The following is a 19,600-nucleotide window of genomic DNA, read 5'->3' on the forward strand; positions in this document are numbered from 1 at the left end:
CAGCCGGATTTGGCTGCGGCGCGTATAGTCAGGCTACTGCTCGGAGCAGTCGGGCTGGCTGTCAACTTACCCTTTTCATGCTATGGCTGGAATCAGCAAAATTCTCGAAAACAATAAAAAATGGGTGTCGGAGCGTAACGCGAAAGACCCCAACTTCTTTAAAAACCTGGCCAATGGCCAGAAACCCAAGTACCTGTTCATCGGCTGTTCCGATTCGCGGGTGCCGGCGTCGGGCATTACCGGCACGGGCCCGGGCGAGATGTTTGTGCACCGCAACATTGCCAACATGGTGGTGCACACCGACATGAACCTGCTGAGCGTGCTGCAATACGCGGTGGAAGTACTGGGCGTGCAGGACATTCTGGTGGTGGGCCACTACGGCTGCGGCGGCGTGGCCGCGGCGGCCAGCAACAAGCAGTACGGCCTGATAGACAACTGGCTGGTGAACATCCGCGACGTGATTCGGGCGCACGAAACCGAGTACCTGCGCATCAAGGACGACGCCCAGCGGGCCCGCCGCCTGGTGGAGCTCAACGTGATTGAGCAGGTGCGCAACCTGGCCAAAACCAACATCATCCAGAACGCCATGCGCGGCGACAACCCGCCCCGCCTGCACGGCCTCGTCTACGACATCGCCGACGGCGTGCTCAAGGACCTGCGGGTGGACGGCGAAGAGATGATGCACGAAATGGAGCACATCTACGCCACCGAAGCCGTAGCTGCGGAACCCACCCAGCAAGCCGACAACCAGGCCAATTCCTACGAAGGCCCCACCGAGGACCCGGCCGAAGTAGTGCCCGGCTTCGAAGCCAAGGCCAAGAAATAAGTTTTCCCCGGCCCACCCGCCACCCACAAAAAAGCCTGCCGCAATTCGCGGCAGGCTTTTTTGTAGCCTGAATGGACGAAGGGGCAAAGCCTATTTAGCTGCCTCGATTTCGGCAATGGCTTTGTCGGTTTGCTCCTTGGCCAGCGCGGCGTTGGGGCCTTTGGCTTGTTTGTCGGCAATGGATTTCAACTGCTCGATGACGGGTTTGTCGGCCCCGTACATCTTGTACTTCACGCCCATAGTCTTGAGGCGGGTGACGCCTTCGGTAATGGCGGTGGCATCGTTGAGGCGGCCGGCCATCGTACCGATGGACTCCATCATACCAAACTGACCATTGGGGCGGGCCGCGTCGAATTTGTCGCGGATGTAAGCCCACTCGGCCACCCCGCCGCCTTGGGCGTAAGCCTGCGTCACGGCCTGGGCAAGGGCGCCGTTGCTTTCTTTTTCCAGGGCTTTGGCGCGGGTCAGGGCCTGGGCGGGTTGCACGGCGGCCAAGCCCCGCAGCGCAGCAGCCTGCACGCTGTAGGACTGGCTGTTGAGGTTCTGGTTGAACAGCTTCTCGTCTTTCTTGTCTTTTAACTGCGCCAGCGACGTGAGCACCTGGGCCAGAACCACGGTATTTTTCTCGCTGGCGGCCAGCTTGCGCAGGGCCGGCGCGGCGGCTTTGGCCACGGTTTTGTCGTCGAGTTTCAGCGCCTGCGCGGCCGCGCCGCGAATGGCGTAGAACTTGTCGTTGAGGGCCGCCAGCAGCACGGCGCGCGAAGCGGCGTTGGTGGTTTGGTCCTTAGCGGCGGCGGCCACGGCCTCGCGGCGGTCCACATACAGCGGCGCGTGGCTGTACTGGTAGGCAAATTCAGCGGCCGATTTGTTGTCGGTTTTGTTCCAAAGCAGCTTCTTGTTGGCGTCCACGTTCACCAGCTCGGGCTTGGCGGCCAAGGGCATGCTGAAGGTTTGGGTGGCTTCGGTCATGGTCACGGGCTGGTGCATCACCTTGCCGCCCACGTAGTAGTCGATGGTGAAGGGCAGCTGGAAGGGCGTGCCCGGCTGGGTCTGCTTTACTGTCACGGACTGGACCTTCTTAGCGGCATCCCAGGCGTAGTCAATGGTCACGACGGGGTGGCCCGGCGAGTAGTACCACTGGTTGTAGAACCAGTTCAAATCCTGGCCCGACACGGCCTCGAACGCCAAGCGCATCTGATGCGCCTCGCCGTTACCGAACTTGTTGTCCTGCAGGTATTTCTGCAAGCCGGCGAAGAATACGTCATCGCCCAGATACGTCCGCAGCATGTCCATGATGGCGCCGCCTTTCTGGTAGCTCACCAAGTCGAACACCTCTTCCTGCTGGTCGTAGTGAAAGCGCACCAGGGTTTTGGCCGCGTCGCGCGGGCTCATCAGGTAGCGGCGCAGGTAGGTGTAGTAGTGCGCGTCGGCGGCGTCCTTGCCGTACTTGTGCTCCGCGTAAAGGCCTTCCGAAAAGTCGGCCATTGTCTCGTTCACGGTGATGTTGCTCCAGCTTTCGGCCGTCACGTAGTCGCCAAACCACTGGTGAAACAGTTCGTGGGCAATCACCGATTCGCTCGAAAACTGGCGGTCGAGCAGTTCGCGGTCGGTCATTTGCACCTGCTCGCCGTGCAGGGTGGCGGTGGTGTTTTCCATGGCGCCGCTCACGTAGTCGCGGGCCACAATCTGGGCGTATTTATTCCAGGGGTACTCCACGCCGAGGCGGTTGGAGTAGAACTCCAGCATGTCGGTGGTGTTGCCGAAAATCTGCTTGGCGAAGGGCGCGTACTTGGGCTCCAGATAGTAGCTCACTTCCTTGCCGCGCCAGGTATCGGTGGTTTTTTTGAAGTCGCCCACGGCCATCATAAACAGGTAGGGCGCGTGCGGCAGGTCCATTTTCCATACGTCGGTGCGCAGGCCGGGGCCGGCGGGCGTGCTGCTCACCAGCTTACCGTTGCTGAGCGTCACGTACTTGGCGGGCACGGTCATCGAGATTTCTTCGGTGGTTTTCTGGTTGGGCCGGTCGATGGTGGGGAACCAGGCCGAGGAGCCTTCGGTCTCGCCCTGCGTCCAGATTTGCACCGGCTTGCCCGCCACGGCCGAATCAGGGTTAATGAAATACAGGCCCTTCGCGTCGGTAATAGCGGCCGAGCCCTGCACTTTTAGCTCGTCGGGCTTCGAGGTGTAATCGATGTAAATGGTGTACTCCTCGCCCGGCTTGAAGGTGCGGCCCAGGTTGATGCGCAGGTTCATGCCATCGGCGTAGGTGTACTTGAGCGGGGTTTGCTGGCCGCCGTTCATCATCGCCACGGCCTTGATGTCCATGCCTTTGGCATCGAGGCGCAGCGTATCGGTGGGGTAGGCGTGGGGCTTCAGCGTCACCCATTCCTTGCCATAGAGGTAGCGCTTTTTGTAGTCGAAGCGCACGTCGAGCTTGGTGTGCACCAGGTCGTTAATCTTGGTGGCCGAAGCGCGGTAAGGCGATTCGGGCTTGGCGCCGGGCGCCTGGGCGTAGGCGGCGCTGGTGGCTACAAGGCCGAGCAGGCCCAGCAGAGAAAGATGTTTCATCAAAAAGTGGTGAGTGAAAATAGAGTTTCGCGCGAAGGACCGGGCCGCGGCGCGGGAGTTGCGTGGCCCGGCCACGAAATTAGCGCGGACGCTGCAAGTCCGCGTCTCGCTGCAGCGCGGCGAATGCGGAAATGCCCGGTATCCGGCCGACGACGGCAGGCGATTATTCGCCGCTTTGCAGCGAGACGCGGACTCGCAGCGTCCACGCTACAGTAAGTTTGCGGCCTCATCAACGCCCCGCTAAATGCGACTTACGCGCTACGCCGCCCCGTTTTTCTGCTTCTTCATCACCCTCAACGCCCTGGCCCAGACGCCTGCCGACAGCGCCCGCAGCCTGCGCGAAGTCACCGTTTTTGCCTCGCGCCTCACCCAGCCTGGCAACCAGACCGGCCACGCCGTCACGGTTATTTCCGGCGCCAGTGTGGCGCGCTACCCCGTCAATTCCATCGATGACTTGCTGCGATGCCTGCCGGCACTGGAGATTCAGAGCCGCGGCAGCTTCGGGGCGCAGGCCGACGTGAGCATGCGTGGCAGCACCTTCAACCAAGTGCTTTTCCTGCTCGATGGCATGCGGCTGAACGACCCGCTCACGGGCCATTTCGGCGCCTATATGCCCATTACGCCCAGCGAGATTGAGCAGATTGAAATCATTCGCGGCGCCGGCGCGGCCCTCTACGGCCCCGATGCTGTGGGCGGCGTCATCAATATCGTCACCAAAACCTTCGCCGCCACCGAGCGCCGCCACGAGGCCGAGCTCACCAGTACTACATTGCGCGGCGAGTACAACTTGTGGCACACCAACACCAGCGGCTTTCTGGCGGCCGATAAGCTGCGGGTGGGCGGCGGCGTTTTGTTGAATAAAACGGATGGCCAGCTGCGTGACTACCCCAGCACCCAGCGCAGCGATGTCGACCTGAAAACCTACTCCCTCTCGGCGGCTTATGAACTGATGCCCAAGCTCAGCGCTGCTGCCCGCGTCAGCCTCGACCGGCGCGACTACAGCGCCCAGTATTTCTACACCACCGCCATCGGCGACCTCGCGCGCGAAACCACCAACAAGAACTGGTACCAGGGCCAGCTGCGCTACCAGCACAACGAGCGCGCCCGCACCGAAGCCCAGGTTTCCAGCAGCCGCGGCACCGATTACTACCTCTACACGCCTACGTCGGTGGCCAGCGACCACCTCACGCACTACACCAACGTGCTGCTCAGCCACCAGCAGCAGTTTTCGGACAAGCTGCGCGCCACCCTCGGCGGGCAGGCCGACCACCGTTCGGTGGTGAGCAACGACCGGGGCAACCACGACCAGTGGCACTACGCCGCGTTCGGCGTGGTGGCCCTCACGCCCACGGCGGGCCTGGCCCTCACCGGCGGCCTGCGCCTCGACCACGACCAGGCCTACGGTACCGAAGTGGTTCCCCAACTCAACGTGAGCCAGCAAATAGGAGAGGAGCTGACCGTGCGCGGGGCCATTGGCCGGGCCATTCGCGCCCCCGATTTTACGGAGCGTTACAACTCGAACGGCCGACCCGGCACCGTGCCCAGCGGCTTCAACGTGGGCAACGCTGGCTTGCAGGCCGAGCGCACGATGAACTACGAAGCGGGCGCCGACTACCGCCCGCTGCCCGGCCTCATTGTCAAAGCCACCGGATTTCTGCGCAAGGGCAACAACCAGATTGACTACGTGCCCACGCCCGGCGCCCGGGTCATCGAAGCCAGCGGCCTCACCAACCTCAACCCCGCCGCTACCTACCGCTACGCCCAAAACCTGTTCGACGTGACCACCCGCGGCCTGGAAACGGAGCTGGTGTACCAACGCCAATTTTCACCCTCCACGCGCTTCGACGGTAGCGTGGGCTACCTGCTGGTGAAGGTGAGTAACGCCGACAACATCGCCTCGCAGTACCTCGCCAACATTGCCCGGCAGGTGGTGTCGGGTACCGTCAGCTTTACCGCCAAGCGCGTGAACGGCAGCCTCAGCGGCCTCTGGAAGCAGCGCGACGCCAGCGCCGCCGCGGCCATCAACCGCGTGAATAATGCGGAGTATACCGTGTTCAACGCCCGCCTGGAAGTGGCCCTGCTGCCCCAGCGGCTCTGGCTCACGGGGCAGGTGCAGAACCTGTTCAACGAGAAATACTCCGACCTCTTGGGCGCCCAGATGCCCACCCGCTGGCTGATGGGCGGCCTGCGGCTGGCGCTGCGCAAGTAGGCCATTTTCACCAGCAAGGCCCCTCGGTTTGAACAAATCGAGGGGCCTTGCTGTATCTTTGCCGTATCAATTCTTTCTCCCCAAAGGATTGTTTTTATACAGAGACGCTGAGAGACAGGCTCTACGACGCGTCGGCAACCATTTAGGATACTCCTGAAACGGTGCCAATTCCTGACCATATAAAAACAAGTTGCCGTGGAAGCCTCCAACAACCAACCCGTATTTCCTGCTGCTTTCAATGCCCGCCTCGCGCCTATGCACCGGGCTGGCATGGCGTGTTGTTGCTGTTGTTGTCTGGCTTAACCGCTACTGAGTGATGATTCGCGGGTAAACAGGCGTGAGCAGAAGCCACTGGCGCTGCTGCGCCGGCCTATTTGCGGGTCGTCGTAGCGTCCGCGTTCCAAAAAAATCCGGGTAATAATCCTGCTCTGCGCTGAGTGCAGGCGGGTTGTCGGGCGTGCTGCACTGCAGGCTTGCGGCCGGCCCGCATAGTTGCCGGACTGGTTTTGGGGTGGCGTTGGGGCTCACAGGCAAGCTGTTACATTTCTCATTTTCCGGGTTCGATGAGGAGGCGCTTAGCGTCGTCGCCTCGCTGCCCTTACTGCTCAATCAACCACCTTTTTCAATATCATGTCCGCTGTCCAAAAGCCCATTGGCATCTACTTCGAGCACCCCGAATGGTTCAAGCCGCTCTTCGCCGAGCTAGACCGCCGCGGCTTGCCCTACGAAAAAATTGACGCCGCCCATCACCTCTTCAACCCCTCCGAAAAGGAAAGCCGTTACAGCCTGGTGGTCAACCGCATGAGCTCTTCGGCCTACCTGCGCGGGCACGGGCAGGGCATCTTCCACACGGCTGGCTACGCCACGCACCTGGAGCGCATCGGCACGCGCATCATCAACGGCTCGGCGGCCACGGCCATTGAAACGAACAAGGCCCGGCAACTGTCGCTGTTTGAGTCGCTGGGGCTGAAATACCCGGCCTCGCGCGTCATCAACCACGCCTCGCGGGCGGTGGATGCGGCGCGGGAGTTGCGCTTTCCCATCGTGGTGAAGGTGAACATCGGCGGCAGTGGCGCGGGCATCATCCGCTTCGATACCATCGAGGGGCTGCAGGCGGCCGTGGACGCCAACCAGATTGACCTCGGCATCGACCAAACGGCGCTGGTGCAGGAGTATGTGACGCCCCGCGGCGGCAACATCCACCGCGTCGAAACGCTGGACGGCAAGTTCCTCTACGCCATGAAGGTGTTCACCACCGGCGAGAGTTTCAACCTGTGCCCGGCCGAAATCTGCCAGATTCCCGAAGAGCAGTCGGCCGAGTTTTGCCTGACGGAAGCGCCGAAAAAAGGCATTCAGGTGGAGGCCTTCACGCCGCCGGCCGAGGTCGTGGCCGCCGTGGAGCGCATCGTGGCCGCCGCCAAAATTGACGTCGGCGGCATCGAATACCTCATCGACGACCGCACCGGCGACGTGCTGTTCTACGACATCAACGCCCTGTCCAACTTCGTGGCCGATGCCGTGAACGTGGTCGGCTTCGACCCTTACGCCCGCTTCGTGGACTATCTGGAAACGCAGCTGCCGGCTGCGGTGGCCGCGCCGGTAGAACTGGCAACGGCTTAACCGTCCTAATCACCATAATAAACCGGTCATGCTGAGCGCAGCCGAAGCATCTCTACCGCTTCGTTGCAGCGAAGTTGATTACTCACCAAGTAGAGATGCTTCGGCTGCGCTCAGCATGACGTTCTTTTAAATCGCCAAGGCAATGAAATTCGGATATTGGATGCCCATTTTTGGGGGCTGGCTGCGCAACGTCGAAGACGAGCAGATGCCCACCGACTGGAGCTACGTGAAGCAGCTGGCGCAGCGCAGCGAGGGCTGGGGCTACGACCTCACGCTCATCGCCGAACTGTACTTAAACGACATCAAGGGCACCGAGGCGCCGTCGCTGGAAGCGTGGAGCACGGCTGCCGCCTTGGCCGCCGTGACCGAGCAGCTGGAAATAATGGTGGCCGTGCGCCCCACCTTCCACAACCCCGCGCTGCTGGCCAAGCAAGCCGCCAATATTGATTTGATTGCGCCCGGCCGGCTGTCGCTCAACGTGGTATCGAGCTGGTGGCGCGACGAAGCCACCAAGTACGGCCTGCACTTCGAGCAGCACGACGACCGGTACGCCCGCACCCGCGAGTGGCTCGACGTAGTGACCAACGTGTGGAAGCAGGACCATTTCAGCTACGACGGCAAGTACTACCAGGTGGCCGACAACATCCTGCAGCCCAAGCCCGCCAAAGCCCCGTTCCTCTACGCCGGCGGCGAGTCGGAGGCGGCCAAAGACCTCATTTCGACCCAGTGCGACGGCTACGTGATGCACGGCGACTCGCCGGAGCTCATCGGCGCGCGCATTGCCGACATGCGCCGTCGCCGCGAGCAGAAAGGCCTGCCGCCGATGAAGTTCGGCGTGGCCGGCTACTCCATTGTGCGCAACACCGAGCAAGAGGTGAAGAAGGAGCTGGACCGCATCACCAACGTGCAGGCCTCCGCTTCGGGCTACGGCAACTACCAGCAGTGGCTGGCCGGCACCCAGCTGGAGCAGCAAGTGTCGCTGCACGACTACTCCGTATCGAACCGCGGGCTGCGCACGGGTCTCACGGGCACGCCTGCCCAGCTGCAGGACCGTATTGGCGAGTTCGAGAATGTGGGAGTGGACTTCTTCCTGCTGCAAGCCAGTCCGCAACTGGAAGAAATGGAGCGGTTTTCGGAGTCGGTTATTCAGGTGCTGGCGTAGCGAAGGCTACTGACGACAAAGCTGTTCAATGGGTCGTCATGCTGAGCGCAGTCGAAGCATCTCTACCGCGCAAGCAAATCATTTACTGCTGCGGTAGAGATGCTTCGGCTGCGCTCAGCATGACGTTCTTTTTCTATGCGCCACAACCGGCGCGTTTCAACAACTACATGCTTAAAAAATCACTCGAACTGCTTCGTGCCGAAGCGGCCGAAACGGGGGCGAACACCCTCAAACGCAGCCTCAACGGCGTCAGCCTGATTGCTATCGGCATTGGGGTTATCATCGGGGCGGGCCTGTTCTCGCTCACCGGCATTGCGGCGGCCAACAACGCGGGGCCGGCCGTGACGCTCTCCTTTGTGGTGGCGGCCGTGGGCTGCGCCTTCTCGGCGCTATGCTACGCCGAGTTTGCGGCGCTGGTGCCCGTGTCGGGCTCGGCTTATACGTATTCCTACGCCACTATGGGCGAGCTGTTTGCCTGGATTATCGGCTGGGATTTGGTGCTGGAGTACTCGGTGGGCGCGGCCACGGTGGCCATCAGCTGGTCGCAGTATCTCATCAAGTTTCTGGGAAAATACGGGCTGCACATCCCGGCTCAATTGGTGATGTCGCCATTCGAAAGCGCGACGCTGGCCGACGGCTCTACCGTGAGCGGTTTCGTGAACGTGCCGGCCATGCTCATCGTGCTGGCCATTACGGCCATTGTCACGCGCGGTACCAAAGGGTCGGCGTGGTTCAATGCGCTGGTGGTGGCCTTGAAGGTGGCGGTGGTGCTGGTGTTCATTGCGCTGGGCTGGCAGTACATCGACCCCGCCAACTACCAACCCTACATTCCGGCCAACACCGGCACGTTTGGCGAGTTCGGCCTGAGCGGGATTTTGCGCGGGGCGGGCGTTATTTTCTTCGTCTTTATCGGCTTCGACATCGTGGCAACCATGGCGCAGGAAACCAAGAATCCGCAGCGCAACATGCCCGTGGGCATCCTCGGCTCGCTGGCGGTTTGCACGGTCTTGTTCGTGCTGTTTGGGCACGTGCTGACGGGTTTGGCCAATTATACCGAGTTCAAAAACAGCGCGGCACCGGTGGCCATTGCCATTGAGAAAACGCCTTATGCCTGGCTTTCTTCGGCCGTGATTCTGGCCATTCTGGTGGGCTACACGTCGGTTATCCTGGTCGATTTGCTGGGGCAGTCGCGGGTATTTTTCTCCATGTCGAAGGACGGGCTGCTGCCGCCGGTGTTCTCGCGCATTCACGCCAAATACAACACGCCGTTTCAGTCCAGCCTGCTGCTGGGCTTGTTCATTGCGCTATTTGCAGGCTTCGTGCCCATCTCGGTGGTGGGCGAGATGACCAGCATCGGCACGCTGCTGGCCTTCGTGATGGTGTGTCTGGGCGTGCTCATCATGCGCCGCACCAACCCCGACGCCCCCCGCTCGTTCCGTACGCCGTGGGTGCCGGTGGTGCCCATTCTGGGCATTGTGGTGTGCCTCGTGATGATGGCCTCGCTGCCCTGGGAAACGTGGCTGCGCCTCGTGGTGTGGCTGGCGCTGGGCCTGCTGATTTATTTTGGCTACGGCCGCAGGCACAGCAAGCTGCGGCTGGCGCAGGAGGGAGTTAAAAGTTAGGAGTTAAGAGGCGTCTGTCATCCTGAGCGCAGCGAAGGACCTTATCACGCGTGAACGAATTCTAGAAATTCATCCGCCGCAGACGTGAGAAGGTCCTTCGCTGCGCTCAGGATGACAGACGGTCCCAACTCTTAACGGTCAATGCGTGGTCAGCCCGTTGGCGTCCAGCTCGTCGTCGTCGCGCACGCGGCTCAGGCGGCCTTCCAGGTCTACCACGTCATCGCCAGGGATGGGGTTCGGCGACGGCTGGGCCTGCTTGTACACGTCGATGGCCCCGTTGGCATCCAGGGTAGCGCGGGCCTGGTCGGCCTGCTCGTCGGTGGCGGCGGCCACGGTGACCACGGCGTGGTCGGGGCCGGTGGCGGCGATGTGGGCCTGGGCGTCGTCGTTATTGGCACCGGCAAAAATGTCGCTGAAAAACCGGACGAGGCCGTCCTCAAAGGTTTCGGTGGGCGGGGTGCTGGCGCTGGCGGGCAGGTGTTCGGCTTGCAGGGTGGCCTGCGTGGCCAGGTGCAGATTGGTGCGCTCGAAGCCGGCGGCCAGCAGGCGCTCGATGGCAAACTGGGCTTCGGTGGCGCTCGTGAACAGGCCGACGACGGTACGGGGCATGGCGATGGGGGGACGGTGTGCGGGGTTCTACGGCCGTGGGGGCGTCCGGTTTCCGGTGCCCCGCGCCAGGGCTGCCGGATTTCGGCTACCTTACGGCCGTGCTTGGCAGGGTGCCCGGCCGCCGCTTTCACCAACCCCCCACATCTACCGCATGGCCCAGCCCAAATACGCCGCCCGGTTCGAAAACTTCTTCGCCAACCTGCGCCTCAACCGCGACCAGTTTGCCGACATGGCCGCCTTCACCCTGCAGGCCCTGCAGCAGGAAGCCAAGGGCCGGTACGACGCCGTGGCCGACCCCCTCGAAGTGGCCCTTACCGATTACCGCACCGCCCACGCCGGCCAGCTCTCGGGCGAGGGCCAGGCTGCCACCGTCACCGTGGCCCAGGCCCTGGCCGACTTCAAGGCCTACGTGAAAAAGGTGGAGCGCAAGGTCATCATCCCCACCTACGAGGAGGGCAGCCCCGACCTGCTGGCCATCTTCCCCAAGGGCCGCGCCGCCCTCACCAAGAGCAACCAGGCCAAAGTGGAAGACGCCTTCACGGCCTTCCTCGACGCCCTCGATGCCCGCCCCACGGCCTTCACCTCGCCCGTGCGCGCCGAGGGCCGCGCCGTGCTGGCCGCCCTCTCGGCCGCCCTGAAGCGGGCCGACGGCATCGCCAAAACCGCCGACACCCAGCGCCTCGACCTGCACGACGGCCGCGAAGCCACCTGCCTGGCCCTGTTCCGGGTGTACGCCACGCTGCTGCTCGAATTTGCCGACAAGCCCCAGCGGGTGGCGGCGTTTTTCGATTTGAGCCGTGCCGATACGGGCACGAAAAAGGCCAAAACCACCCCGCCCGGCGTCCCAAAAGCCTAGTAGAACCGCCCTAAAGCGGAAAAGCCCGTTCCGGTCCGCCGGAGCGGGCTTTTCTGTGCGGTGGGGAGTGCTCCGGCCGTCTGGAGCGAGCTTAGCCGGGCGGTGATGGGTACTCCGGCTGCCTGGAACGGACTTCGCCGGACGGTGGACCCCGTTCCGGCCGTCTGGAATGGGCTTCGCCACACGGCAGAGTCCATTCCAGACGGCCGGAGTGGGCTTCGCCGGGTGGTGGCGGGCATTGCGGCCGCCGGGGAGGGGGCTAGGGCACCCGGTCCCACACTTCGCCCCCAAGGCTGACCAAGCGCACCAGGCCGGCTTGGCGGTCGTAGTACATTTCCTGCAGGTAGGCGGAGGAAACCGGTTGGCAGTTGGGGCCGCGCGAGGTGCCGATGAAAGCCACCACATCGGTATAGGTCCGGCCGCGCACAGTGAGCTGCTGAAAAGGGCCGTTCAGGGCCGTTCCGCTGGGAAACTTGACCCCGCGACAGCTGTAATAGTCGCTGTGGAGGTCGGTATTGCCAACAAACTTGCCCCAGTAGCCTTCCGCATACAATCGGCTGGGGCCGGTGCCGACTTCGTTGTAAGGCCTGACGGTAGCGTCTCGATAAAAGTGAAAATTGCCTCCACTGCCCGTTCCGGAGGTGTCGGGGCTAAATGCACTCAAGACGGTTTCATCGTAGTAGCTAACCACCGTGTACTTGGTGCCCAATAGCCCGTAAGGGGCAAACGTCTCGTAGGCACGTTGCGGGTATTGCCCCACTTGAATGGCATACGTATGCCGCACACCCCGCCCGTTTTCAAACGTCCAGCTGTCCCCTGTTTTGGCCTGAAGCCAAGGCTGGTCTTGGCTCGTGAAATGATAATACGGCAAGCCGTTAACGTAGGAAAGGCCTTCCTCCGCTTCAGGACCGTCCTTTCTGCACGAAGTGCCGCCAAGAAGCAGGGTGCCCAGTAACAGGGCTGGTAAGGACCGGCGCATGTCAGGAATGTCAAAAAGAGTGAAAACCAAAAGGTAGGGATGCTTCCCGAAGGTTCGCAAGTCGAAATAGCACCACATCAGACTTTCTGACTAGCCCGAAATACCGGCAACTATGAGGCATGCCGGCCAACAGGCAGTCCTTTTAGGGACTTCACGAATACGCGCCCGCCCGGTACCCGGTGCCTTTTGCCGGCCCACCCGAACCATTCCCCAACCCCAGCAGTTGGCCCCTGCAATCGCAGCTGTTTTCTTTGTTCTATGGATTCTACGAAGTACCCGGGCCTGATACCTTCTTACGAGCACGAGCGCCTGGAGGCCCTGCAGCCCTACCAGGTGCTGGGCACCCCGGGCCAGGAGGTGTTCAACGACTTCGTGAGCGTGGTGGCCCGGCTTTTCGACATGCCCATTGCCCTCGTCAGCCTCGTGCGGGCCGACGACGTGGTGTTCATCGGCAACGAGGGCCTGCCCGAAGCCCTGGTGGTGGCCCGCGAAGACAGCATGTGCTCCGTGGCCATTCTGAATGACGGCCTGACCGAATTTACCGACGTGGCCGCCGACCCCTGTGAGCTGGTCAACCCCTTCGTGGCCCAGCACATGAACCTGGGATTCTACGCCGGCCAGGCCCTGCGCACTCCCGACGGCCTGGCCGTGGGCAGCCTCTGCGTGATGGACCGCCGCCCCCGCCAGCTCACACCGCAGGAGGGCGAATTGCTGAAGGAGCTGGCCCTCGTGGCCCAGGAGCTGCTGCGCCTGCAAGCGGCCCAGGCTACCAACCCCGCCCTGATGGCCACCCTGCGCACCCGCCTCGACGGCCCCGTGCAGCAGTCGCTCAACCGCCTCACCACCCTGGCCAAACTGGGCCAGTGGGAAGAAACCACCGACACCGCCGACGCCCAGGGCTACACCGCCTCCCGCCTCGACGAGGCCCGCTACCTGGCCCAGACGCTCTACCGCGAGCTGCAGGCCGCCCTCAAATCCGTGCGGTAACTGCCCCGTCAGCAACGCAGCGCGGACTTTCAGTGCGCGTCCCCGCACCGTCGGCATCGCCCGGGCATCGTTCAGGCCCGCGAACTAAAAGCTCCCGCTACGCCAAAACAAAGAAAGCCTGCCGCAATGCGGCAGGCTTTCTTGTTTTAAGCGGAGTTGCTCTGCGCTATTCGCGCACGAAGCGGCGCACTTCCACGCCGCCGCTGGCCGTGCGGGCCTGCAGCATGTACACGCCGCTGGGCAGGGCGCTCAGGTTGAGCGTTTGCTGCTGCGTGAGGGCGCTGCCCGTCACCGAGCCCTCGTACACCCGCTGCCCGAGGGCGTTGAGCACGGTGAGGGTCACGGCCTCGCGGTAGCCGCCCAGCTCCAGCGTGAGGCGGCCATTGGGCGTGGGGTTGGGGTAGAGGGTGAGCGTGGTGCCGGCAATGCCACCCTTGGCCGAGGTTACCACCAGCGGGTTGGAGGGCAGCGACACGCAGCCGTTGGCGTTGGTGGTGGTCACGGTGTAGGAGCCCAACTGCGCGGGCAGGCCGGTGAGCACCAGCGTCTGGCCGGTGGCGCCGGTCACAATGCCGCTGCCCAGGTACCACTGGTTGCCGGTGGTGGCGCTCGAAGTGAGCGTGGTGGTCGTGCCGTTGTACGTTGGCGTGATGGTGGGCGTGGCCGGGCGCGGGTTCACCGTGAAGGTCGTCGTGGCCGTAGCCGCTGCGCAACCGCCGGAAGCAGCTAGCGTGTTGGTCACGGTGTAGGTGCCCGCCGTCGAAGTCGAGAGCGTGATGGCGCCGGTCGTGGCATTGATGGTCAGGCCCGCGGTCGAGCTGAAGGTACCGGCCGAAGCCCCCGTGCCCAGCGTGGGCGTCGCCGCCGATGCCGAGCCCACGCAGCCGGTTGCCGTAGCGTAGCTGAACGTGGCCACCGGTGCGTTCGTGAGGGTCACCGTCTGGGTGCTGCTGCTGCCGCAGGTGCCGCTCACGGTGTAGGTCACGGTGTAGGTGCCGGCCGTGCTGCCGCTCAGGTTGATGGTGCCCGTGCTGGCGTTAAGGCTCAGGCCCGTGGCCGAGCTGAAGGTGCCGCCCGCTGTGCCCGTGATGGTAGCGGCGGGGTTGGTGCCGCTCAGGCAGTAGGTAGCGGCCGGGTAGGTGAACGTAGCCGTGCTGGGCGCCGTGAGCGTGAAGCTGCTGGTGCTGGTGACGGCCGCGCAGCCGCCGGAGGCGGCCACGGTGTTGGTCACGGTGTAAGTGCCAGCCGTGGCCGTTGCGCCCACCGTGATGGCACCCGTGGTGGCGTTCACCGTGAGGCCGGTAGCCGCTGGCAGCGTGAAGGTGCCCGCCGTAGCGCCGGTGCCCAGGGCGGGCGTGAGGGTGGCGGTGCTGCCCGCGCAGGTCGTGGCCGTGGGGTAGGCGAAGGCGGCCGTCGGGGCGGCCGTGATGGTCACGGTGGCCGTGCTGGTCACGGCGGCGCAGCCGTTGGCAGCCGCTACGGTGTTGGTCACGGTGTAGGTGCCGGGCGTCGAGGAAGCCAGGGTGATGGCACCCGTGGTGGCATTCAGGCTCAGGCCGGCCGTCGAGCCAAAGGTGCCCGCTGTGGCGCCCGAAGCCAGCGTCACCGCCGGGTTGGCGGCCCCGCTCACGCAGAACGACCCGCCGCCGTAGCTGAAGCCAGCTACCAGGGGCGCGCTGATGCTCAGCGTCTGGGTGCTGCTGCTGCCGCAGTTTCCGGCCACCGTGTAGGTCACGGTGTAGGTGCCGGGCGTGCTGCTGCTCAGCGCCACAACGCCCGTGGTTGGGTTGATGGTCAGACCGGTGCCGGCGCTGAACGTGCCACCTGCCGTGCCCGTGATTGTGGGCGTGGGGCTGGTCGTACCGCTCACGCAGTAAGTAGCGGCCGGGTAGGTGAAGGTGGCCGTCGTTTGGGGCGCAACCGTGAAGGTGGCCGTGCTGGTTACCTGCGCGCAGCCGTTGGCGGCGGCTACGGTGTTGGTCACGGTGTACGTGCCAGCGGCTGCCGTAGCGCCTACCGTCACCACCCCGTTCGGGTTAACGCTCAGGCCAGTGGCGGTGGGCAGCGAAAATGTGCCCACGGTGGCGCCGGTGGCCATGGTGGGCGACAGTGTGGCGCTGCTGCCGGCGCAAATGGCCGTAGCGGGGTAGCTGAAGCCGGCCGTCGGGGCCGCCGTGATGGTCACGTTGGCCGTGCTGGTTACCGCCGCGCAGCCGTTGGCAGCCGCCACCGTATTGGTGATGGTGTAGGTGCCAGGCGTGCTGCTGGCCAGGGCAATGGCGCCGGTGGTGGCATTGAGGCTCAGGCCCGTGGTGGACGAGAACGTGCCGGCCGTGGCGCCCGTAGCCAGAGCGGGAGCGGGGTTGCTGGTGCCCGATACGCAGTACGTAGTGGCGGCGTAGGAGAAGTCCGCCGTGGGCGCCGCCGTGATGGTGATGGTTGCCGTCGCCGTCGAGCCGCACAGCGTGGTGGAGGCCGGTACGCTGTTGGTGACAGTGTAGGTGCCGGGCGTGGAGCTAGCCAGGGTGATGGCGCCGGTGGTGGCGTCAATAGTCAGGCCCGCCGTGGAGGTGAAGGTACCGGCCACGGCACCCGTGCCCAGCACAACCGCCGGGTTGGTAGCGCCCGATACGCAGTAGGTAGCGGCTGGGCCGTAGCTGAAGGCCGTCGGGCTGGCCGTGCAGGCCACAATATTGACCACATAGTCTTCCGTCTCGCCATACCAGGCCGTGGCGCCCGATACGCAGGCATCGGCCGAGGTGAAGACGCCGTTGCGCCAGCGCACCCGCACGCGGGTGTTGCCGAGCAGGGCGGTGGCGGGCACCGTCAGTGTCACCGGGAAGGTAACGTCGGCGGCCGTGAGGCTGGACGAGCCGATGAGGGTGTATTCGCTCGCGTCGAAGGTGCCGCTGTGGTCGTAGTCAATCCACATGCCGCCCTGCGAGTTGGCATTATTCGAGCGCACAATCACGCTCACGCCGTTCGTGTAGGTCACGCCCTGCACGAGAGTCGTGGTGTTGGTGGTGCTGGCCGTGAAGTCGCCAAAGCCGTTGGTCGAGTTGGCGTTGGTGGCGTTGGTGAAGCCGGGGGTGCCCGGCAGGGTCACGCTCTTGATGTATTCGTTGGTGCCCGTGCTCACCGGCGTGCAGTAGCAGCTCAGGAACGAGGTTTGGGCCACGCTCACCACGCTGGAAGTGGCCGATTGGCCGCTGGCCGTGCAGGTCACGACAAGGCGGTAGTCGGTGGCGGCCGTTTGGGCAGTCACCGAATAGCCGGCCGTGGCCTGCGCTGCCCCCAGGTTGGTGAAGGTGTTGGCGCCGGCCGGGCTGCTCTGCCACTGGTAGCTCAAGCCGGTGGTGCCGGCGGCAATGCCCGTGGCGTTCAGCGTGAAGCCGGTGCCGGTGCATGCCGTGGTGGCCGAAGCCGTGGCCGTGGTGGTGGGCGGCGTGCCCGTGCAGGCAATGGGGGCCGCAATGGTCACCAGGTAGTCTTCTACTTCGCCGTAGTTGGAAGTGCTGGAAGCCGCCGTGCACGACTGGCTGCTGAGCAGCACCACGTCGTTGCCGCCGCGTACGCGCATCTTGGTCTGGCCCGTCAGGGCCCCGGCCGGAATGGTAATCGGAATAACCGACGTGCCGCCGCTGCCGGCATTGGTGCCCAGCGTGAAAAACTCGCTGGCATCGAAGGTGCCGCTGTGGTCGAAGTCAAGCCAAACGCCGCTGTACTGCGAGCCGTCGGAGCCCATCGTAACCGAAACCGAAGCCGTGCCGCCCTGGAACAGCGCCGGAATCTGGAGGGTGCCGGCCGTTTGCGTAGCTGAATAATCCGTGTAATACGGCGAGGCATTAGTGGCCGAAGACGCGCTGACCAGCGGCCCCAGCGTCACGTTGGTGATGCCATCGGAGCCAAGGCCCGAGGTTACCGGCGTGCAGTAGCAATTCAGGAAAGGGCTTTGGGCCACGGCCGCCACAGTAGAAGTGGCCGACTGGCCGCTGGCCGTGCAGGTTACCACCACGCGGTAGTCGGTGGCAGCCGTTTGGCTGGCCACGGCATAAGCGGCTGTAGCCTGTGCCGCGCCTAGGTTAGTGAAGGTATTGGCGCCGGCCGGGCTGCTTTGGAATTGGTACGACAGGCCCGTGGTGCCGGCGGCGACGCCGCTGGCCGTAAGCGTGAAGCCGGTGCCGCCGCAAACCGTGGCTGCCGAAGTCGCCAGTGTGATGGCTGGCGGTGTGCCCGTGCAAGCCGTGGCGGGCGCGATGGTGATGGTGTAATCCTCCGTTTCGCCGTACGTAGTGCTGATGCAGGCACTGGTGCCGTCAAGCGGGTAGGAAGTCGAAACCAGGAAATATTGGGTCCGAACCCGCATCCGGGTCGTGCCCGTCAGGGCTGTGGCCGGAATGGTCAGGGTGGGCGTCACGGTGGCGGTGCTGCCGGAGGTGTTGGTTGAGTTGGTGCCCACCACGAGGTATTCCGACGCGTCGAAGGTGCCGCTGTGGTCGTAGTCTATCCACAGGCCGGCCTTGGCGTAGCGCCCCAGTGTGATGGACATCGGGTAGCTGGCGCCGGGGCTGAGCGTGGCCGTGGTGGCCGCGCCGGTGGTGTAGTTGGTGTAGTAAGGCGACGACGAGCAGGTAGAGGTGTTCGACAGCGTGGTGCCGGGAATTTCTACCTTAAGCAGCTGGGCGTAAGTGCCACAGCCGCTGCTGCTGCTGGGCGTGCAGTAGCAATTGTCGAAAGCCGTTTGGGCCACCTGCACCGGAGCCGAGGATACCGCCGTACCGCCCGCGCCATCGTAGAGGCAGGCTACGCGCGCCCGGTAGTACGTGGCTGCCAGCTGGCCCGTGGCCGTGTACGTAGCGCTGGTTGCGCCACTGATGTCCGTGTAGGTGCTGCCATTCGTCGATGACTGCCACTGATAAGTATAGCCCGACTGGTTGGCCAGGCCGCTCACCGCCAGATAGATGCTGGTGGAGGAGCAGGCCGTGGTGAGGGATGTGGTGCCGCCGCTGGTGGTGGTGGCGGCGGTGGTCAGGCCCGTGGGGGCCGCGGCGCACACCGGCAGCACGCCGGCCGTCACGGCCAGCAACACGGTGTTGCCGGCAGCCAGCGGTTTCGTGAAGGTGATGCCCGTGATGTTTTTCGTCACGTTGGCCGGGCTCAGCACCAGTTTCAGCTGGTAGATGCGCGGGCCAACGGGCGTGCCGGTGTATTGCACGGTGTTGTCGCCGCGGCTCACGCGGCCCAGCTTTTCGCGCACCACGTTGGTCTGGCTGGCGGCAAACCAGTCGGCAATGGTCTGGCTGGGAAATAGTTGCGTGGTCCCGTCGGCAAAAGTAACGGTGATGTCCAGCACACTGTTGGCGTTGCCCGAGGTGCCAATCACATACAGCTCGGCGGCCGGGCTGGGCGTGGCAAACGAAAGCGTGCCCGAAGCGCTGGCGCCGTACAAGCGCAGGGCATTATTGGCCGAATACGACGCCAGCTGATACGTAATGGCGCTGTTGAGCACACTGGTAATCAGCCCGCTGGTTTCGAGGGCCGGGTAGGTGGCCGCCGGGTAGGTGGTGCTGTTGGGCACCTGGCCGGCGGGGCCCACGTAGTCCTGCGCCATCAGGGTGTAGCCGGTGCCGCCGGTGGCCGCCGCCCCGTCGATGTCGGCCGTGGTGCTGGCGCTCACGGCCCCGGTGCCGTTGGCGATGATGTCGTGGGTGAACCCGGTCAGGGGCACCGGGGTGTAGGTCTGGGCCCGGGCGGTCAGCGTGCAGACGCTCGCCAGTGCCAGTAAAACCAGGCGTGGTAGGCTGGTAAAAGGTTTTTTCATGTGGGGTGGTTGAGGGGATGGTTGGTTGGAAATTAGATGCAACAGGTGGGTGGGAGGCGCGGAAGAGCGTGGGGCAATGACGAGGAGGCGGTTCGCCAAAACAGTGCCGGCATAAGTTTCGGAAAGCTATGCACGAATGGGCTTTATTTGATACGGTACATTCAAATATCTTGAGTTCCCGCACCGGGTCTTGGTGTAGCGCCGCCTTCGCCTGCCTCTGAGCCAGTTGCGCCACCCGGCGGCACCACTCGGCCTGAATGCCCAAAACCGACCTTTTTCGCGGTTATCTTTGTTGATTCTTCGCGCTGCAATCCGGCGGCGACCTTCGATTAATCAGCTCC

11 protein-coding genes and 1 riboswitch are annotated in these 19,600 nt (G+C 63.9%); of the genes, 7 read left to right on the forward strand and 4 right to left on the reverse strand.

Translation table 11 applies throughout. The features are described from left to right. Window positions 1-82 precede the first annotated feature (82 nt). Window positions 83-826 carry a carbonic anhydrase gene (locus Q4S41_RS17260; protein ID WP_305032382.1) on the forward strand — a complete coding sequence of 248 codons (744 nt, stop codon included), beginning with the start codon at window positions 83-85 and terminating at the stop codon, window positions 824-826. Between the two features lie 90 nt (window positions 827-916). Here Q4S41_RS17260 and Q4S41_RS17265 read toward each other — a convergent pair whose 3' ends face one another. Beyond that, a complete protein-coding gene (locus Q4S41_RS17265; RefSeq protein WP_305032383.1) occupies window positions 917-3,394 on the reverse strand; it encodes a M1 family aminopeptidase in 2,478 nt (825 codons plus the stop codon). A gap of 244 nt (window positions 3,395-3,638) precedes the next feature. Between Q4S41_RS17265 and Q4S41_RS17270 the strand changes: the two genes are divergently transcribed. The 4 genes from Q4S41_RS17270 to Q4S41_RS17285 all read left to right on the forward strand — a co-directional run bounded on the left by Q4S41_RS17270 (window position 3,639) and on the right by Q4S41_RS17285 (window position 10,007). Continuing rightward, on the forward strand, window positions 3,639-5,603 hold the full coding sequence (locus tag Q4S41_RS17270) for a TonB-dependent receptor plug domain-containing protein (protein ID WP_305032384.1): 1,965 nt from the start codon (window positions 3,639-3,641) through the stop codon (window positions 5,601-5,603). Between the two features lie 91 nt (window positions 5,604-5,694). Continuing rightward, window positions 5,695-5,789: riboswitch (SAM riboswitch) on the forward strand. A 444-nt stretch (window positions 5,790-6,233) separates the two neighbouring features. Beyond that, window positions 6,234-7,223 (forward strand): ATP-grasp domain-containing protein, encoded by a 990-nt coding sequence (locus Q4S41_RS17275; protein ID WP_305032385.1) that lies wholly within the window; start codon window positions 6,234-6,236, stop codon window positions 7,221-7,223. 142 nt (window positions 7,224-7,365) lie between these two features. Then, window positions 7,366-8,385, forward strand: a complete 1,020-nt coding sequence (locus Q4S41_RS17280; protein ID WP_305032386.1) for an LLM class flavin-dependent oxidoreductase — start codon at window positions 7,366-7,368, stop codon at window positions 8,383-8,385. Window positions 8,386-8,552: 167 nt separating this feature from the next. Then, a complete protein-coding gene (locus Q4S41_RS17285) occupies window positions 8,553-10,007 on the forward strand; it encodes an amino acid permease (protein WP_305032387.1) in 1,455 nt (484 codons plus the stop codon). A 138-nt stretch (window positions 10,008-10,145) separates the two neighbouring features. On the opposite strand, the gene Q4S41_RS17290 is transcribed toward Q4S41_RS17285, so the two are convergent. Then, window positions 10,146-10,616: a hypothetical protein gene (locus tag Q4S41_RS17290; protein WP_305032389.1), complete on the reverse strand. Its 471-nt coding sequence runs from the start codon at window positions 10,614-10,616 to the stop codon at window positions 10,146-10,148. Between the two features lie 151 nt (window positions 10,617-10,767). Between Q4S41_RS17290 and Q4S41_RS17295 the strand changes: the two genes are divergently transcribed. Continuing rightward, window positions 10,768-11,472 carry a hypothetical protein gene (locus tag Q4S41_RS17295; RefSeq protein WP_305032390.1) on the forward strand — a complete coding sequence of 235 codons (705 nt, stop codon included), beginning with the start codon at window positions 10,768-10,770 and terminating at the stop codon, window positions 11,470-11,472. 259 nt (window positions 11,473-11,731) lie between these two features. On the opposite strand, the gene Q4S41_RS17300 is transcribed toward Q4S41_RS17295, so the two are convergent. Next, a complete protein-coding gene (locus Q4S41_RS17300) occupies window positions 11,732-12,451 on the reverse strand; it encodes a hypothetical protein (RefSeq protein ID WP_305032392.1) in 720 nt (239 codons plus the stop codon). A gap of 258 nt (window positions 12,452-12,709) precedes the next feature. Here Q4S41_RS17300 and Q4S41_RS17305 point away from each other — a divergent pair, with 258 nt between their 5' ends. Next, window positions 12,710-13,438, forward strand: a complete 729-nt coding sequence (locus tag Q4S41_RS17305) for a GAF domain-containing protein (protein WP_305032393.1) — start codon at window positions 12,710-12,712, stop codon at window positions 13,436-13,438. Between the two features lie 166 nt (window positions 13,439-13,604). On the opposite strand, the gene Q4S41_RS17310 is transcribed toward Q4S41_RS17305, so the two are convergent. Further along, complete coding sequence (locus tag Q4S41_RS17310) at window positions 13,605-19,259, reverse strand: beta strand repeat-containing protein (RefSeq protein WP_305032394.1); 5,655 nt, start codon at window positions 19,257-19,259, stop codon at window positions 13,605-13,607. Window positions 19,260-19,600: the final 341 nt, after the last annotated feature.

The sequence above is a fragment of the Hymenobacter convexus genome (assembly GCF_030580955.1).
In the GTDB taxonomy this organism is placed as follows: Bacteria; Bacteroidota; Bacteroidia; order Cytophagales; family Hymenobacteraceae; genus Hymenobacter.

Excerpts from the sequence above, each read along its gene's own strand:
- Q4S41_RS17260 (WP_305032382.1), top strand. The coding sequence starts at position 83 with ATGGCTGGAATCAGCAAAATTCTCGAAAACAATAAAAAATGGGTGTCG.
- Q4S41_RS17265 (WP_305032383.1), bottom strand. The coding sequence starts at position 3,394 with ATGAAACATCTTTCTCTGCTGGGCCTGCTCGGCCTTGTAGCCACCAGC.
- Q4S41_RS17270 (WP_305032384.1), top strand. The coding sequence starts at position 3,639 with ATGCGACTTACGCGCTACGCCGCCCCGTTTTTCTGCTTCTTCATCACC.
- Q4S41_RS17275 (WP_305032385.1), top strand. The coding sequence starts at position 6,234 with ATGTCCGCTGTCCAAAAGCCCATTGGCATCTACTTCGAGCACCCCGAA.
- Q4S41_RS17280 (WP_305032386.1), top strand. The coding sequence starts at position 7,366 with ATGAAATTCGGATATTGGATGCCCATTTTTGGGGGCTGGCTGCGCAAC.
- Q4S41_RS17285 (WP_305032387.1), top strand. The coding sequence starts at position 8,553 with ATGCTTAAAAAATCACTCGAACTGCTTCGTGCCGAAGCGGCCGAAACG.
- Q4S41_RS17290 (WP_305032389.1), bottom strand. The coding sequence starts at position 10,616 with ATGCCCCGTACCGTCGTCGGCCTGTTCACGAGCGCCACCGAAGCCCAG.
- Q4S41_RS17295 (WP_305032390.1), top strand. The coding sequence starts at position 10,768 with ATGGCCCAGCCCAAATACGCCGCCCGGTTCGAAAACTTCTTCGCCAAC.
- Q4S41_RS17300 (WP_305032392.1), bottom strand. The coding sequence starts at position 12,451 with ATGCGCCGGTCCTTACCAGCCCTGTTACTGGGCACCCTGCTTCTTGGC.
- Q4S41_RS17305 (WP_305032393.1), top strand. The coding sequence starts at position 12,710 with ATGGATTCTACGAAGTACCCGGGCCTGATACCTTCTTACGAGCACGAG.
- Q4S41_RS17310 (WP_305032394.1), bottom strand. The coding sequence starts at position 19,259 with ATGAAAAAACCTTTTACCAGCCTACCACGCCTGGTTTTACTGGCACTG.